We start from the raw sequence: 14,071 nt of genomic DNA, 5'->3' as shown, positions 1-14,071 counted from the left end.
CACAAGGAGAAACCCTCATGAGTTGGCTCGAAAAACTGCTCCCCCCAAAAATCCAGCACACCGACCCGGCCGATCGCCGTCAGGTGCCTGAAGGCCTGTGGGTCAAATGCCCCAGCTGCGAGACCGTGCTCTACAAGACCGATCTCGAAGAAAACCAGAACGTCTGCCCCGGCTGCGCGCACCACCTGCGCATCGGTGCACGCGCACGCCTGAACAGCTTTCTGGACGGCGAAGGCCGTTATGAAATCGGCCAGGAAGTGGTGCCGGTTGACCCCCTGAAGTTCAAGGACAGCCGCAAATACCCCGAGCGCCTGAAAGAAGCCATGGACAACACCGGCGAAACCGATGCGCTGGTGGTCATGGGCGGCGCGGTGCACAACATCGAACTGGTGGCCGCCTGCTTTGAGTTCGACTTCATGGGCGGCTCCATGGGTTCGGTGGTCGGCGAGCGTTTTGTGCGCGGCGTGGAAACCGCCATCGCCCAGAAAGTGCCTTTCGTCTGCTTCACCGCCACGGGCGGTGCGCGCATGCAAGAAGGCCTGCTCTCGCTCATGCAAATGGCCAAAACCAATGCGGCCCTGACCCGTTTGGCCAAAAAAGGCCTGCCCTACATCAGCGTGCTGACCGACCCGACCATGGGCGGTGTGTCGGCTGGTTTTGCGTTCTTGGGCGACTTGGTGATCGCCGAGCCCAAAGCCCTGATCGGCTTTGCCGGTCCCCGCGTGATCGAAACCACGGTGCGCGTGACCCTGCCCGAAGGCTTCCAGCGTGCCGAGTTCCTGCAAACCAAGGGCGCTGTGGACCTGATCTGCGACCGCCGCGAACTGCGCAAGACCATCGCCAGCACCCTGGCCATGCTCCAGCGCCAGCCAGCCGATGCGGTGAGCTGAAACTCGCCAAGGCCAGCAACCCCCATGAACAAAGCCCTCAGATGAGGGCTTTGTTCATGGGGCGTGTCTGAAAGGGCCTCAGTGCATCCAGCTCATCTGCAGCCCCGACAACAGCATCCCCAAAATCTGCAACAGCAGCAACAAGACCCAAGGCGACAAGTCAATGCCACCGATCAAAGGCACCACGCGCTGAAATGGGCGCAGGAAAGGGTCGCACAAACGCGCTGTCAGAGCGTACATGGGTGAGCCTGGGTTGACCCAGGACATGATGGCCAAGACCAACACCAAGGCGCTCAGGGCCGAGACCACCAACTGGGCCAAGCCCACCAGACTGACCAAGGGCAACAAGCCCAAAGCCCCCTGCCCGCCCGCCAGCAACCACAGCAGCAAAAACTGCAGCAGCTTGATCAACCAAGCGGCTACCCAACTCGACAAATCCCACTGCGTCCAGGCGGGGATGACCTTGCGCAAGGGCAAGACGAGCCAATCGGTCATGGCAAACACGAAGCGACCCAAGGGCTGGTGAAAGGAAATGCGCTGCCATTGCATCAAAAACCGCAGCAAACAAGTGCCGGCCATCAAGCCCGCCACCACATCCAACACCATACTGACCATCTGGAACCACATCGTTTTTTCTCCTGCTCGTGCGATGATACCCAGATGCCCGATCGCGACACCCCACACCCACAAGCCCTGACCGAATTGCCCCTGTTCCCGCTGGGTACGGTGCTGTTTCCGGGGGCTTTGCTGCCCCTGCAGTTGTTTGAACTGCGCTACCTGCAAATGATTGGCGAATGCGAGCGCCAAGGCACGGGCTTTGGGGTGGTCACGCTCACCCAAGGCCGAGAAGTGCACCGACCCGGCGCAGCGGCCGAACAGTTCGAGGCCATGGGCACGCGGGTGCAGATCGAACGCATCGAGCGGCCCCAGCCCGGCTTGGTGATGGTCTGGTGCCGAGGGGTGGAGAAGTTTCGCATCGCGGCCACGCAGCAGCGCAGCGACGGCCTGTGGCTTGGTCGGGTGGAGCTGCTGCCGCCCGAGCCCGCGGTGCAGGTGCCCCCAGACCTGCAACACCTGTCGGTGCAAATGCACAAGGCCCTGACCCAGCTGAGCGAGCAGCCCAGCGTGGTGCCGCCCTGGAACGAAGCCTGGCGGCTGCAGGACTGCAGCTGGCTGTCCAACCGCTGGGGTGAGCTGCTGCCCTTGCCGCTGCAGATGAAATACCGGCTGTTTGCACTGCAAGAACCCCTGATGCGGCTGGAGCTGGTGGGTGACATGGTGGCCCCAGCCGGAGCGACGGAACAACAGCCCGGCCAGAAGCCGTCCGCAAACTCTTAAAATAGAAGGCTTTGCGCCTTCGCGCACCCCACAACCCCGGATCGGGTGGCGTCCACGCGCCACGGTCCCAACTGCACCTCGCCATGTCTGACACGACTGCCCAAGCCGCTCACGCCACTCCCGCCGCTCCTGCACAAGACGAAAACCAACTGATCGCCGAGCGCCGCGAAAAACTCAAGGCCATGCGACAGGCGCAGGCCGATGGCAAAGGAGTGGCCTTTCCCAATGACTTCAAGCCCGAGCACCATGCGGCCAACCTGCACCAAGCACATGGCGACAAAGACGCCGAGGCCCTGAACGGCGAAGGCGTGGCCAAAACCATGGCCAAGGTCGCTGGTCGCATGATGCTCAAGCGTGTGATGGGCAAGGCCAGCTTTGCCACGCTGCAAGACGCCACGGGCCGCATCCAGGTCTATGTCACCCGCGACGACGTGGGTGAAGACCTGTACGCCCTGTTCAAACACTGGGACCTGGGCGACATCGTGGGCGTGGAAGGCCATTTGTTCAAGACCCGCACGGGCGAGTTGTCGATCCACGCCACCAGCATTCGCATGCTCACCAAGAGCCTGCGCCCCATGCCCGACAAGTTCCACGGCGTGGCTGACCAGGAAGTCAAATACCGCCAGCGCTATGTCGACTTGATGACCGACGAAGCCGCCCGCAAGCGCTTCATGGCCCGCAGCAAGGCCGTCAGCGGCATCCGCGAGTTCATGGTCAAACACGGTTTCCTCGAAGTCGAAACGCCGATGCTGCACCCCATCCCCGGTGGTGCCAACGCCAAGCCGTTTGTGACGCACCACAACGCGCTCGAGCAAGAAATGTTCTTGCGCATTGCGCCCGAGCTGTACCTCAAGCGCTTGCTGGTGGGCGGTTTTGAGCGCGTGTTCGAAATCAACCGCAACTTCCGCAACGAAGGCATCTCGGTCCGTCACAACCCCGAGTTCACCATGATGGAGTTCTACGCGGCTTATTGGAACTACCAGGACCTGATGGGCTTCACCGAGGAATTGATCCGCGATGCCGCCATGATCGCCGCTGGCACTTTGGACCTCACGTACAACGGCAAGCCAGTCGACCTGAACAAGCCCTTTGCCCGCATGACCATCCGCGAAGCCATCGTCAAGCACACCGAAGCGGGTGACAACGTGGACAACGCCGAATGGCTGGTCAACGCCCTGAAAAAGCTGGGCATGAGCGAAGCCAAGGACAAGCTGTCCACCCGCAGCTTGGCCAGCCTGCAGGTGTTCTATTTCGAGGAAACCGTGGAAGACAAGCTCTGGGAGCCGACCTTCATCATGGAACACCCCACCGAGATCAGCCCGCTGGCCCGCGCCAACGACACACGTCCCGAAGTGACCGAGCGTTTTGAGCTCTACATCACGGGCCGCGAATTCGGCAACGGCTTCAGTGAGCTGAACGACGCCGAAGACCAAGCCGCACGCTTCCACGCGCAAGTGGCCGCCAAGGACGATGGCGACGACGAAGCCATGTACTACGACCACGACTTCGTGCGTGCCCTCGAATACGGCATGCCCCCTGCGGGAGGCTGCGGCATCGGCATTGACCGTTTGATGATGCTGCTGACCGACAGCGCCAGCATCCGTGATGTGATCTTGTTCCCTGCGCTGCGCCACGTGCAGGAATAAACAAGCCTCACGCCCCCAAAACAAACCCGGCTCCAGGCCGGGTTTGTCGTTTCAGCTCAAGTCAAAGCTCCATGAGCAGCCCCAGCGTCAAACGCGATCATCGCGGTTGATGAGGGGGCAAGCGCGGCGCGTCGTCCACCACCTCGCGCACTTCCACATCGACGATGTCGTCCTGGCGCTGCGCTTCAAATCCGGCTTCAAAGCCACGCTGGCCACCCCAACGCGCGCCTTTGCGCAGCGCGCTGAACTGTTGCCAGACCATCACCACCTGCGGCTTGCGCCCCGTCAGCAGCCAGCGGATCGTGGCAAAGACCATGTACAGGCCCAGCGCCACCAGCAAGCCCGCCAGAAAAGCGAGCCCGAGCAGGCCCATGACAATGCGCAAAATCCAGTTCATTCAAAGTTCCTGTTCAGGTCAAGGCAGACGGTCAAGTGCCTGCATGTAGTCAGACGAGCGCACCAGCTCATCCCAGGGACGTGCAGGCGAGCGGGGCAGCAAGTTCAGGCGGCGCTCTTCGCTCGCCTCATGGGGCAACCAACGGCCCTTGAGCTGGGCTTCGGCCAGCTGGTCGAGCACCTCGTCCAGCTCAGCACCAACATTCACGGCGGAGCGGTTGCACAGCAAGGCGAGGTCGCACCCGGCTTGCAACGCGGTGATCACGGCTTCGGTGTAGCTGAGCGTGCGCCCATCCAGCTGGCGGGCAGCCGCCATCGACAAGTCGTCGGTGCAGACCACGCCCTGAAAGCCGAGCTGCCCCCGCAAGATGTCTTGCAGCCAACGCGGCGAAAAGCCCGCCGGACGGCTGTCCACTTTGCTGTAAATCACATGGGCGGGCATCACGGCGGTGAGCACGCTGGTGAGCCAGCGGTAAGGCTGCGCGTCGTCGGCCAGGATGGTCTTGAGGCTGCGCTTGTCCACCGGCAATGCCACATGCGAATCGGCCTTGACGGCGCCATGTCCGGGGAAATGTTTGCCGCAGTTGCCCATGCCCGCCTGCAGCAGGCCTTGCATCAGGCTGCGGGCCAGCAGGCTCACCACGCGTGGGTCGCGGGCAAAGGCGCGGTCGCCGATGACGCCGCTCTCACCGTGGTCCAGATCCAATACAGGCGTGAAGCTGAAGTCCACGCCGCAGGCGCGCAGCTCACTCGCCAGCACAAAGCCCGCCGACGTGGCCGCTTCGCAAGCCTTGAGCACGCCCGAGCCGGGTTGCCCCTTGTCGTCTTGCCCCCAAAGCTCGCCCAGGGCGCGCATGGGTGGCAAATGGGTGAAGCCGTCGGTGCGAAAGCGCTGCACACGACCGCCTTCGTGGTCCACCGCGACCAAGAGGTCGGGGCGGATGCTTTTGATCTCGGCACACAAGTCGGTCAGCTGTGCCCGGCTTTGCCAGTTGCGACCAAACAAAATCATGCCGCCCACGAGCGGGTGCGCCAGACGGCGGCGGTCCACGTCGGTCAATGTGGTGCCGGCAATGTCGATGATCAGGGGGGCGTGGATGCTCATGGGTGTTTCAAGTTCAAGAGGCAGTTCGGGGTGAACCACCCTATATCAAGGGGCTGCGCTGACAGAAACCGGCAAAGGTCCAGGGGGTGCCGTCTCGACCACGCAAAAGCTGGCGGCGTATTCGGATTCGTCGGTCACGGTGATGTGGGCTCTGAGATTTTTGGCCTCAAACCACTCTTTCAGCACCCCATGCAGCACAACCACCGGCTGGCCGCTGGGCAGTTTGCCGATCTCGCACAGCCGCCAGGTCATGGGCATGCGCATGCCCAGTCCAATGGCCTTGCTGAAAGCCTCTTTGGCCGAAAAACGGGTGGCGAGATAACGCACACCTCGCTCAGGCCAGCGGGCACTGCGGGCTTTCCAGATGGCCATTTCGGCGTCGCTCAGCACCTTGGCGGCAAACCGCTCGCCGTGCCGCGCCAGGCTGGCTTTAACGCGGCGGATGTCGCAGATGTCGGTGCCGATACCGTAAATCATATTTTGGCGTTGGGCGTTGGGCGTTGGGCGTTGGGCGTGCAAAGCAGAGCGTTTATCGAGTTTTGGATGTTATCGCTCAACTCTAAACGCTCAACGCTCAACCCAAAGCGCTCAACTTTTGCAAATAAGCCTGTACGGTCGCAGCGTAGCCCATCTCCAGCGCATCGGCCATGAAGGCGTGGCCAATCGAGACTTCTTGCAAGCCCTTCACCGCCGCCACAAAGGCGGGCAGGTTGTCACGGTTGAGGTCGTGGCCTGCGTTCAGGCCCAAGCCCACTTGCGTGGCGGCAACGGCGGCATCGGCGTAGCGCTGCAACTGCGCGGCGTTGTCTGGTGTGCCCCAAGTGGCGGCATAAGGCTCGGTGTACAGCTCCACCCGGTCGGCACCCACAGCGCGGGCGGCGGCCATTTGCTCAGGGATCGGGTCCATGAACAGGCTGACCCGCACGCCCAGGGCCTTGCACTCGTCGATCAGGGGCTTCAGGCGTTCGGCGTCTTGCGGAAAACTCCAACCGTGGTCGCTGGTGAACTGGCCTTCGCTGTCGGGCACAAAGGTCACCTGGTGCGGGCGCACGGCGCGCACATGGTCCATCAGGTTGTGGAAGGGGTTGCCTTCGATGTTGAATTCGCGGTCGGGCCAGGCCTGCATGAGGGCGTGCAGCTCGGGCACGTCGCTGGCACGAATGTGCCGCTCGTCAGGCCGGGGGTGAATGGTGATGCCCTGCGCACCCGATTGCAGGCACAGCTCGGCAGCACGCCTCACGCTGGGAATGCCCAGGTGGCGCGAGTTGCGCAGCAGCGCGACTTTGTTGACGTTGACCGACAGGGCCACGCGTTGGGGGGTGGTCGTCAAGGAGGTGTTCATAAGGTTTGCAAGTCCAGCATCATTTGGCGGGTGCGCAAAGCGCCCACGCCGCAATGGTAGTTGAGCATCAAGCGCAAGGGGCGCTGCAGTTGCACAAGCAGGTCGGCGCATTCACGCAGCAAGGCGGCCAGCGGGCTGGGGGCGTCGAGTGCCGCTTGCAGCGCCAGCCATTGCGCACCGCGCAAGGCGTGGCGGCTGTCTTCGGGCACCCATTGCAGGCCGGCCTCGGGTACCAGGGTGTAAAAACCTGCCGGCTCCAAGGGTTTGAGGGTCAGGGTTTGCAGATTGAGTGCGGGCAGCAAGCCCATTTCTTTGAGCAGCAGCAACTCAAACGCCCGCAAAGCCCATTGCAGTGCATCGGGGTCACCGCTGGCGAGCAAGCGCACGGCGGCGGCATACACCTCAAACAAATGCGGATGGGGGTCGTCTCGCGCCGTCAGGCGCATCAGCAATTCATTGAGGTAATAGCCCGACAGCAGCGCCTCGCCGGTGGGCATGACGTGGCCGCCCACCCATTCGGCCGATTTGAGGGTGCGAATGTCACCGTCACCCCCGAAGGCCAGCGACAAAGGCTGCAAAGGCAAGAGCACCGGACGGAAGCTCGATGTGGGCCGCTTGGCCCCCTTGGCCACCAGGGCCACCCGACCATGGTGGCGGGTGAAGACCTCCAGGATCAGGCTGGTCTCGCTCCAGTCGTAGCGGTGCAGCACATAGGCTGGCTCGTCTGCGATCCGCTTGGTGGCCATTGGCGCTGGAATTACTCGTAGCCGAAGCTGCGCACACGCGCTTCGTCGTCGGCCCAGCCCGAACGCACTTTGACCCACAGCTCGATGAAGACCTTGGCGTCCAGCAGCTTTTCCAGCTCGACACGGGTTTCGGTGCCGATGCGCTTGAGCTTTTCGCCCTTGTCACCGATCACCATGGCCTTGTGGCCTTCGCGCTCGACCACGATGGTGGCCGCAATGCGCAGCATGCGTTTGGCGGTGCGACCGGCTTCTTCTTCGAACTTGTCGATCACGACCGTGGAGGTGTAAGGCAGCTCGTCACCGGTCAGGCGGAACAGTTTTTCGCGCACCATTTCGCTGGCCAGGAACTTCTCGCTGCGGTCGGTCAACTCGTCTTCGGCATGCCACCAGGGCTGCTCGGGCAGGTATTTTTCGCAAATGTCCAGCAAGCGCACGATGTCCTTGGGCTGCTTGGCCGACATGGGCACAAACTCGGTGAAGGCATGGCGCTCTTGCATGCTTTGCAGCCAGGGTGCGATGTCGCCACGGCGGTGCACGTTGTCCAGCTTGTTGGCCACCAGCAAGACCGGAATGCCGGGTTTGAGCAGGGCCAAGACCTTGGCGTCTGCCGTGGTGAAGCTGCCCGCCTCGACGACAAACAGCACCAGGTCCACATCACTCACAGCGCCGACCACGGTTTTGTTGAGCGACTTGTTGAGCGCGGTGCCGTGGATGGTCTGGAAACCGGGCGTGTCGACAAACACATACTGCGCTGCGCCCTGCGTGCGAATGCCGGTGATGCGGTGGCGCGTGGTTTGCGCTTTGCGCGAGGTGATGCTGATCTTTTGGCCCACCAAGGCGTTGAGCAAAGTCGACTTGCCCACGTTGGGCTTGCCCACAATGGCCACCAGGCCGCAGCGCTGGCCTTTCACCGGCACAGGCGCGGGGGCAGCAGCGACGGGGGGCAAGGCTGCATCTTCCGATGCGTCGCGTGGTTGAATGGTCACACCCGCGATTTGAACGGGGCGGCGCATCGCTTGTTCTTGCGGCATGCGTTCGGGTTCAGGTGCGGATGGGGTGGATTTTTTATCGGTGCTCATGCGGCGCTTTCGGATTTCAAGGTGAGCAGCATGGCGGCAGCCGCTGCTTGTTCGGCCGCGCGACGCGATGCGCCCGAGCCTTGTTGGGTTTGGCGCAATTCGGTCACTTCGCACGAGACCTCGAATTGCTGCCGGTGCGCCGCGCCGGAGGTACCGACCACGGTGTATTTGGGCAGCGCGAGCTTGCGCCCTTGCAACCACTCTTGCAGCTCGGTCTTGGGGTCTTTGCCCACGGCCTGCATGTCGGGTTTGATGTCGACCTGGGCAAAGAGGCGCTCGACCAAGGCTTGTGCATCCTTGTAGCCACCATCCAGATACACGGCACCAATGATGGCTTCCAACGCGTCGGCCAGGATGGAGGGGCGACCTTGCCCACCGGAGCGCATTTCGCCCTCGCCCAGCCGCATCACGGCAGACAAGTCGAGGGTTTTGGCCAGTTGGTGCAAGGTGTCTTGCTTGACCAGATTGGCCCGCACCCGCGACAAATCGCCTTCGGGCAAGCTGGCCAGTTGGGCGTACAACAAGTGCGCCACCGACAAGTTGAGCACCGAGTCACCCAAAAACTCCAGGCGCTCATTATGGTCTGCGCTGAAGCTGCGGTGTGTGACGGCCTGCTGCAGCAGCGCCGCTCGGCGAAAGGCATAGCCCAGGCGGATTTGCAGTTCAGACAGTGCAGGAGATGTGGCCACGCTCACCTCAGTCAAAAGCGCCAATGCGCTTGAGGTTGCCAAAATTCATCCACACGAAAAAGGCCTTGCCGACGATGTTGGCATCGGGCACGAAACCCCAGTAGCGCGAATCGAGCGAGTTGTCGCGGTTATCGCCCATCATGAAGTAGTGGCCCGCAGGCACCTTGCAGGTCACACCTTCGACGGTGTAGTTGCAATTTTCGCGGCCGGGAAACTGGTCTGCACCGGGGATAAACGCCGGACGCTCATCGTCCTGGATGGTCTGGTGCGGCTTGGCACCCAGCGTCTCGCTGCGGTGCTTGAAGTAACGCATGGTCGACTCGTCGAAAAAGTCGGGCAAGGCCTGGGTGGGCAACGCTTTGCCATTGATGGTGAGCTTCTTGTTCAGATACGCCACCTCGTCGCCCGGCACCCCCACCACACGCTTGATGTAATCCACACTGGGCTTGGGTGGGTAACGGAACACCATCACATCACCACGCTGCACCGGTGCGCCTTCGGTCAACTTCGTGTTGGCCACCGGCAAACGAATACCGTAGTGGAATTTGTTCACCAAAATCAGATCGCCGATGTGCAAGGTCGGGATCATGGAACCCGACGGAATCTTGAAGGGCTCAAAGAGGAACGATCGCAAGATGAAAACCACCACGATGACCGGGAACAGGCCCGCTGTCCAATCGAGCCACCACGGTTGCATCAACAACTTTTCGCGGGCTTCACCGATGTCGGTGTCCACCTTGTCGATGCCCATCTTGGCCAGATCGGCCCGGCGCTGCACCGTTTCGGCCTCCAGCTGCGCCACGGCTTTTTGGCGCTGGGGCAAGAACACAAAGCGTTCGGCCAACCAGTAGATGCCAGTGACGACCGTGGCCAAAAGCAAGAGCAGCGCGAAGTTGCCCTCAATGAATCCGAGGTACCAACTGCCAGCGTAAGCCACGAAAGCGGCCAACACCAAAGACGTTAAAAACTGCATCAATCTTCCACCTGCAAAATGGCCAGAAACGCCTCTTGGGGCACCTCGACCGAGCCAATCTGTTTCATCCGCTTTTTACCCGCTTTTTGCTTTTCAAGCAGCTTGCGTTTGCGCGAAATATCGCCACCGTAGCACTTGGCCAGCACGTTCTTGCGCAAGGCCTTGATGCTTTCACGGGCAATGATGTTGGCACCAATGGCAGCCTGAATGGCCACATCGAACATCTGCCGAGAGATGATCTCGCGCATCTTGGCCACCACCGCCCGGCCTCGGTACTGCGACTGTGAGCGGTGCACGATGATGGACAGCGCGTCGACCTTTTCGCCGTTGAGCAAAATATCGACCTTCACCACGTCAGATGCGCGGAACTCCTTGAATTCGTAATCCATCGAGGCATAGCCCCGGCTGACCGATTTGAGTTTGTCAAAGAAGTCGAGCACGATCTCGCCCAGCGGCATTTCATAGGTCAGCATGACCTGGCGACCGTGGTAGGCCATGTTCATCTGCACACCGCGCTTCAAGTTGGCCAACGTCATGACCGGGCCCACATAGTCTTGCGGCATGTACAAATGCACCGTGACGATGGGCTCACGGATTTCCTGCAGCTTGCCCTGGTCGGGCATCTTGGAGGGGTTTTCGACCATCACGACTTCGCCACCCGGCTGGACCACTTGGTACACCACGCTGGGCGCGGTGGTGATCAAGTCCTGGTCAAACTCGCGTTCCAGACGCTCCTGCACAATTTCCATGTGCAACAAACCCAAAAAGCCACAACGGAAACCAAAGCCCAGCGCTTGCGAGACTTCGGGCTCGTAATGCAAAGAAGCATCGTTGAGTTTGAGTTTTTCCAGCGCGTCGCGCAGACCGTCGTACTGGTTGGCCTCGGTCGGGTACAAACCGGCAAACACCTGAGGTTGGATTTCCTTGAAGCCAGGCAAGGCCTCGGTAGCAGGGCCCAGGTTGTTGGGCAGCTTCTTTTCCAAAGTGACGGTGTCGCCCACTTTGGCCGCCTGCAACTCTTTGATGCCCGCGATGATGTAACCCACCTCGCCCGCTTTGAGCGATTCACGTGGCTGGTTGGCAGGGGTGAACACGCCCAAGCTGCCCGCTTCGTACACCGCGTTGCTGGCCATCATGCGGATGCGCTCGTTTTTGAGCAATTGACCATCGACCACACGCACCAGCATGACCACGCCCACATAACTGTCGAACCAGCTGTCGATGATCATGGCGCGCAGCGGCGCATCGGGGTTGCCTTTGGGCGGCGGAATGCGGGCCACCACGGCTTCAAGGATTTCTTCGATGCCCATGCCTGTTTTGGCGGAACAAGGAATCGCATCGGTCGCGTCGATGCCAATCACGTCTTCCACTTCGGCCCGTGCATTGTCTGGATCGGCGTTGGGCAAATCCATTTTGTTGAGCACAGGGACCACCTCCACACCCAGGTCGAGCGCGGTGTAGCAATTGGCCACGGTTTGCGCCTCAACACCTTGACTGGCATCGACCACCAGCAAGGCCCCTTCACAGGCAGACAACGAACGCGAGACTTCATAAGAGAAGTCCACATGGCCCGGCGTGTCGATCAGGTTGAGGTTGTAAATCTGGCCATCTTTGGCCTTGTAGTGCAGCGCAGCGGTTTGCGCCTTGATGGTGATGCCGCGCTCTTTCTCGATGTCCATCGAGTCCAGCACCTGCGCTTCCATGTCGCGGGCTTCCAGACCGCCACAGCGTTGAATCAAGCGATCGGCCAAAGTGGATTTGCCGTGGTCAATGTGGGCAATGATCGAAAAATTTCTGATGTGATTCATCAAGGAAGTTCTGCAAGTGTTTGTGGATCAACGATCCGGAAAAGAAAAAAGGGCGCGTCTGATGCGACGCGCCCTGAACCAACAATCAATGGCAACTGCGATAGTTGGGACTTCATTGTAGGCAAATTGGCCCATTCGCACAGCCCCAAAATCGGGTTCGTCAGGTCGTTGCTGCTATGCAACATGAATGTTTTCAACAACTTATCCACAGCTCGCCATGCATCTGCATGAACAAGTTGTGGGCTGTCTGTGGATCATCGGTGGACACCTGCTGCAAATCCCGCATGGTGAATCCCGACCTGCGCTTTACGCCATGAATCACGGATCAAGACGACTGATTTTATCCAAATTCGGTATGAGACACCTAAAAAGTTAGCAGTCGCAAACTTGATAAATATTTTCAGTCTCCCGTGATTTGCCGTCCACAAATGACGTTTCAGCCCAACAACCCCAAAACCATCAGGGTTTCAGGGTCGAAAGGCTTGACGCACATCAAGGCGTGGGGCGAATCAGCACGTACTGCGCACCATCACCACGACGGATCAGCACGCTGACAGGCCGGGTCTTGTCAATCCGTGCCATCAGTGACTCGAAAACCTGGACCGAACTGACTTCGGTGTTGGCCACCGCCAAAATCAGATCACCCTCGCGGATTCCGGCCCGGGCTGCGGCATCCACGGCAGCGTCTACACGCACACCCGCACGCACACGAGACTCTTTCTTCTGCGCATCCGTTAGGTCACTCAAACTCAGGCCCAGATGGGCCATCTTGGCCGCAGGGGCCTTTTTCTCGGGCGCAGCGGTGGCGACTTTCTCTGGCTCGATTTCGGCCACCACCACCGTCATGTCTTTGGTCGCCCCACGGCGGAACACGGTCAGCGCCACTTTGCTGCCAGGTTTGGTATTGCCCACCGCACGTGGCAAATCGGCCGGTTTTTCAACGGTCTTGCCGTCGAATCGGGTGATGATATCGCCGGCCTCAATGCCGGCCTTTTCGGCCGGCGAGCCCTCTTCCACACCACGCACCAGCACTCCTTGTACCTTTCCTAAACCAATTGATTCAGCCACCTCTTTGGTCACAGGCGCAATCTGGACCCCGATGCGCCCCCTGCTGACCCGCCCAGTGGAGCGCAGTTGCTCGCTTACCCGCATCGCTTCGTCCATGGGAATGGCGAACGAGATGCCCATGAACCCACCCGAGCGCGAATAAATCTGGCTGTTGATGCCCACCACCTCGCCACGCATGTTGATCAGGGGCCCGCCCGAATTGCCGGGGTTGATCGCCACATCGGTCTGGATGAAGGGCAAATAATCCCCGGTATCGCGCTGCTTGGCGCTCACGATACCGGCAGTCACGGTGTTCTCCAGGCCAAAAGGTGAGCCAATGGCCATGACCCATTCGCCCACGCGCAGACGACTGACATCGCCCACTTTCACGGCAGGCAGGCCGGTGGCCTGAATTTTCACCACCGCCACATCCGTGCGTTTGTCGGCACCGACAATGCGTGCCTTGAACTCGCGTTTGTCGGTCAGCGTCACCATGACTTCATCTGCACCTTCCACCACATGGGCATTGGTCATGATGTAACCATCTGCGCTGAGGATAAAACCCGAACCCACCCCGCGGGGTTGCGCTTCTTCCTGAGGCCGGTTTTGCCTTGGACCTTGACGCGGCACACTGGGCATGGGCACGCCGAAAAAGCGGCGAAATAACTCTTGCATTTCCTCGTCAGACCCACCAGCCCCTGGCGTGCTGGGTCGCGCTTTTTCAAGGGTGCGAATGTTCACCACCGAGGGCCCGACTTGCTCCACCAAATCGGTGAAGTCGGGAAGTCCGCGCACCACCAAATTGGCAGGCTGAGCCACCGCAACGCTGGATGGCAACCATGCCAGCCCTCCCAACAGGCCACTGATCATCAAAGCCGATGTGGCCGTCCTCGTCCATTTGTTCTTCAGCACAAAACCTCCTTGTGTCGGTCAAAACCGGATTGCAATCCAAGTACAAATGTGGGCGGAAATCGCAAATTCAAGCCGCATCAAAGTTGTCCTTGTGCGGCAC

Annotated in this window: 15 protein-coding genes; 3 read left to right on the top strand and 12 right to left on the bottom strand. The window is 60.6% G+C overall.

Translation table 11 applies throughout. From position 1 onward, the window contains the following. Positions 1–17: 17 nt before the first annotated feature. Complete coding sequence (gene accD, locus B9Z47_RS15300; RefSeq protein ID WP_108332096.1) at positions 18–890, top strand: acetyl-CoA carboxylase, carboxyltransferase subunit beta; 873 nt, start codon at positions 18–20, stop codon at positions 888–890. 78 nt (positions 891–968) lie between these two features. On the opposite strand, the gene B9Z47_RS15295 is transcribed toward accD, so the two are convergent. After that, positions 969–1,517, bottom strand: a complete 549-nt coding sequence (locus B9Z47_RS15295) for a YggT family protein (protein ID WP_108332095.1) — start codon at positions 1,515–1,517, stop codon at positions 969–971. A 33-nt stretch (positions 1,518–1,550) separates the two neighbouring features. Here B9Z47_RS15295 and B9Z47_RS15290 point away from each other — a divergent pair, with 33 nt between their 5' ends. Both B9Z47_RS15290 and lysS read left to right on the top strand, forming a co-directional pair. After that, positions 1,551–2,228, top strand: coding sequence for an LON peptidase substrate-binding domain-containing protein (locus tag B9Z47_RS15290; protein ID WP_108332094.1), 678 nt, complete (start codon positions 1,551–1,553; stop codon positions 2,226–2,228). Positions 2,229–2,311: 83 nt separating this feature from the next. Next, complete coding sequence (lysS, locus tag B9Z47_RS15285; protein WP_108332093.1) at positions 2,312–3,874, top strand: lysine--tRNA ligase; 1,563 nt, start codon at positions 2,312–2,314, stop codon at positions 3,872–3,874. Between the two features lie 97 nt (positions 3,875–3,971). Here the strand turns inward: lysS and B9Z47_RS15280 are convergent, their stop codons facing one another. The 11 genes from B9Z47_RS15280 to B9Z47_RS15235 form a co-directional block, all read right to left on the bottom strand. After that, complete coding sequence (locus tag B9Z47_RS15280) at positions 3,972–4,271, bottom strand: hypothetical protein (protein ID WP_108332092.1); 300 nt, start codon at positions 4,269–4,271, stop codon at positions 3,972–3,974. Positions 4,272–4,289: 18 nt separating this feature from the next. Beyond that, positions 4,290–5,375: a beta-N-acetylhexosaminidase gene (nagZ, locus tag B9Z47_RS15275; protein WP_108332091.1), complete on the bottom strand. Its 1,086-nt coding sequence runs from the start codon at positions 5,373–5,375 to the stop codon at positions 4,290–4,292. Positions 5,376–5,420: 45 nt separating this feature from the next. Next, entirely contained in the window at positions 5,421–5,852 is a 432-nt protein-coding gene (acpS, locus tag B9Z47_RS15270; protein WP_108332143.1) for a holo-ACP synthase, read from the bottom strand. A 97-nt stretch (positions 5,853–5,949) separates the two neighbouring features. Next, positions 5,950–6,717 carry a pyridoxine 5'-phosphate synthase gene (locus tag B9Z47_RS15265; RefSeq protein WP_108332090.1) on the bottom strand — a complete coding sequence of 256 codons (768 nt, stop codon included), beginning with the start codon at positions 6,715–6,717 and terminating at the stop codon, positions 5,950–5,952. Further along, complete coding sequence (gene recO / locus B9Z47_RS15260) at positions 6,714–7,463, bottom strand: DNA repair protein RecO (protein WP_108332089.1); 750 nt, start codon at positions 7,461–7,463, stop codon at positions 6,714–6,716. The genes B9Z47_RS15265 and recO overlap by 4 nt, the downstream gene beginning before the upstream one ends. A gap of 11 nt (positions 7,464–7,474) precedes the next feature. Beyond that, on the bottom strand, positions 7,475–8,542 hold the full coding sequence (gene era, locus B9Z47_RS15255) for a GTPase Era (protein WP_199226431.1): 1,068 nt from the start codon (positions 8,540–8,542) through the stop codon (positions 7,475–7,477). Continuing rightward, complete coding sequence (gene rnc, locus B9Z47_RS15250; protein WP_369912424.1) at positions 8,539–9,231, bottom strand: ribonuclease III; 693 nt, start codon at positions 9,229–9,231, stop codon at positions 8,539–8,541. Before rnc ends, era begins: the two co-directional genes overlap by 4 nt. A 7-nt stretch (positions 9,232–9,238) precedes the next feature. Then, positions 9,239–10,204, bottom strand: coding sequence for a signal peptidase I (gene lepB, locus B9Z47_RS15245; protein ID WP_108332088.1), 966 nt, complete (start codon positions 10,202–10,204; stop codon positions 9,239–9,241). Further along, positions 10,204–12,012: a translation elongation factor 4 gene (gene lepA, locus B9Z47_RS15240; RefSeq protein WP_108332087.1), complete on the bottom strand. Its 1,809-nt coding sequence runs from the start codon at positions 12,010–12,012 to the stop codon at positions 10,204–10,206. The genes lepB and lepA overlap by 1 nt, the downstream gene beginning before the upstream one ends. Then, positions 12,012–12,197: a fatty acyl-AMP ligase gene (locus tag B9Z47_RS18480; RefSeq protein WP_146185815.1), complete on the bottom strand. Its 186-nt coding sequence runs from the start codon at positions 12,195–12,197 to the stop codon at positions 12,012–12,014. Before B9Z47_RS18480 ends, lepA begins: the two co-directional genes overlap by 1 nt. Positions 12,198–12,504: 307 nt before the next feature. Then, complete coding sequence (locus tag B9Z47_RS15235; protein ID WP_108332140.1) at positions 12,505–13,929, bottom strand: DegQ family serine endoprotease; 1,425 nt, start codon at positions 13,927–13,929, stop codon at positions 12,505–12,507. Between the last annotated feature and the right edge of the window lie 142 nt (positions 13,930–14,071).

The organism is Limnohabitans sp. 2KL-1 (assembly GCF_003063435.1).
In the GTDB taxonomy this organism is placed as follows: domain Bacteria; phylum Pseudomonadota; class Gammaproteobacteria; order Burkholderiales; family Burkholderiaceae_C; genus Limnohabitans_A.
This window is presented reverse-complemented; position numbering and strand designations above follow the sequence as displayed.

What these genes read in the sequence shown, in the direction of transcription:
- recO (WP_108332089.1), bottom strand. Translation starts at nt 7,463, where the DNA reads ATGGCCACCAAGCGGATCGCAGACGAGCCAGCCTATGTGCTGCACCGC.
- B9Z47_RS15280 (WP_108332092.1), bottom strand. Translation starts at nt 4,271, where the DNA reads ATGAACTGGATTTTGCGCATTGTCATGGGCCTGCTCGGGCTCGCTTTT.
- lepA (WP_108332087.1), bottom strand. Translation starts at nt 12,012, where the DNA reads ATGAATCACATCAGAAATTTTTCGATCATTGCCCACATTGACCACGGC.
- B9Z47_RS18480 (WP_146185815.1), bottom strand. Translation starts at nt 12,197, where the DNA reads ATGTTGCATAGCAGCAACGACCTGACGAACCCGATTTTGGGGCTGTGC.
- B9Z47_RS15295 (WP_108332095.1), bottom strand. Translation starts at nt 1,517, where the DNA reads ATGTGGTTCCAGATGGTCAGTATGGTGTTGGATGTGGTGGCGGGCTTG.
- nagZ (WP_108332091.1), bottom strand. Translation starts at nt 5,375, where the DNA reads ATGAGCATCCACGCCCCCCTGATCATCGACATTGCCGGCACCACATTG.
- lepB (WP_108332088.1), bottom strand. Translation starts at nt 10,204, where the DNA reads ATGCAGTTTTTAACGTCTTTGGTGTTGGCCGCTTTCGTGGCTTACGCT.
- B9Z47_RS15235 (WP_108332140.1), bottom strand. Translation starts at nt 13,929, where the DNA reads ATGATCAGTGGCCTGTTGGGAGGGCTGGCATGGTTGCCATCCAGCGTT.
- accD (WP_108332096.1), top strand. Translation starts at nt 18, where the DNA reads ATGAGTTGGCTCGAAAAACTGCTCCCCCCAAAAATCCAGCACACCGAC.
- B9Z47_RS15290 (WP_108332094.1), top strand. Translation starts at nt 1,551, where the DNA reads ATGCCCGATCGCGACACCCCACACCCACAAGCCCTGACCGAATTGCCC.
- era (WP_199226431.1), bottom strand. Translation starts at nt 8,542, where the DNA reads ATGAGCACCGATAAAAAATCCACCCCATCCGCACCTGAACCCGAACGC.
- acpS (WP_108332143.1), bottom strand. Translation starts at nt 5,852, where the DNA reads ATGATTTACGGTATCGGCACCGACATCTGCGACATCCGCCGCGTTAAA.
- B9Z47_RS15265 (WP_108332090.1), bottom strand. Translation starts at nt 6,717, where the DNA reads ATGAACACCTCCTTGACGACCACCCCCCAACGCGTGGCCCTGTCGGTC.
- lysS (WP_108332093.1), top strand. Translation starts at nt 2,312, where the DNA reads ATGTCTGACACGACTGCCCAAGCCGCTCACGCCACTCCCGCCGCTCCT.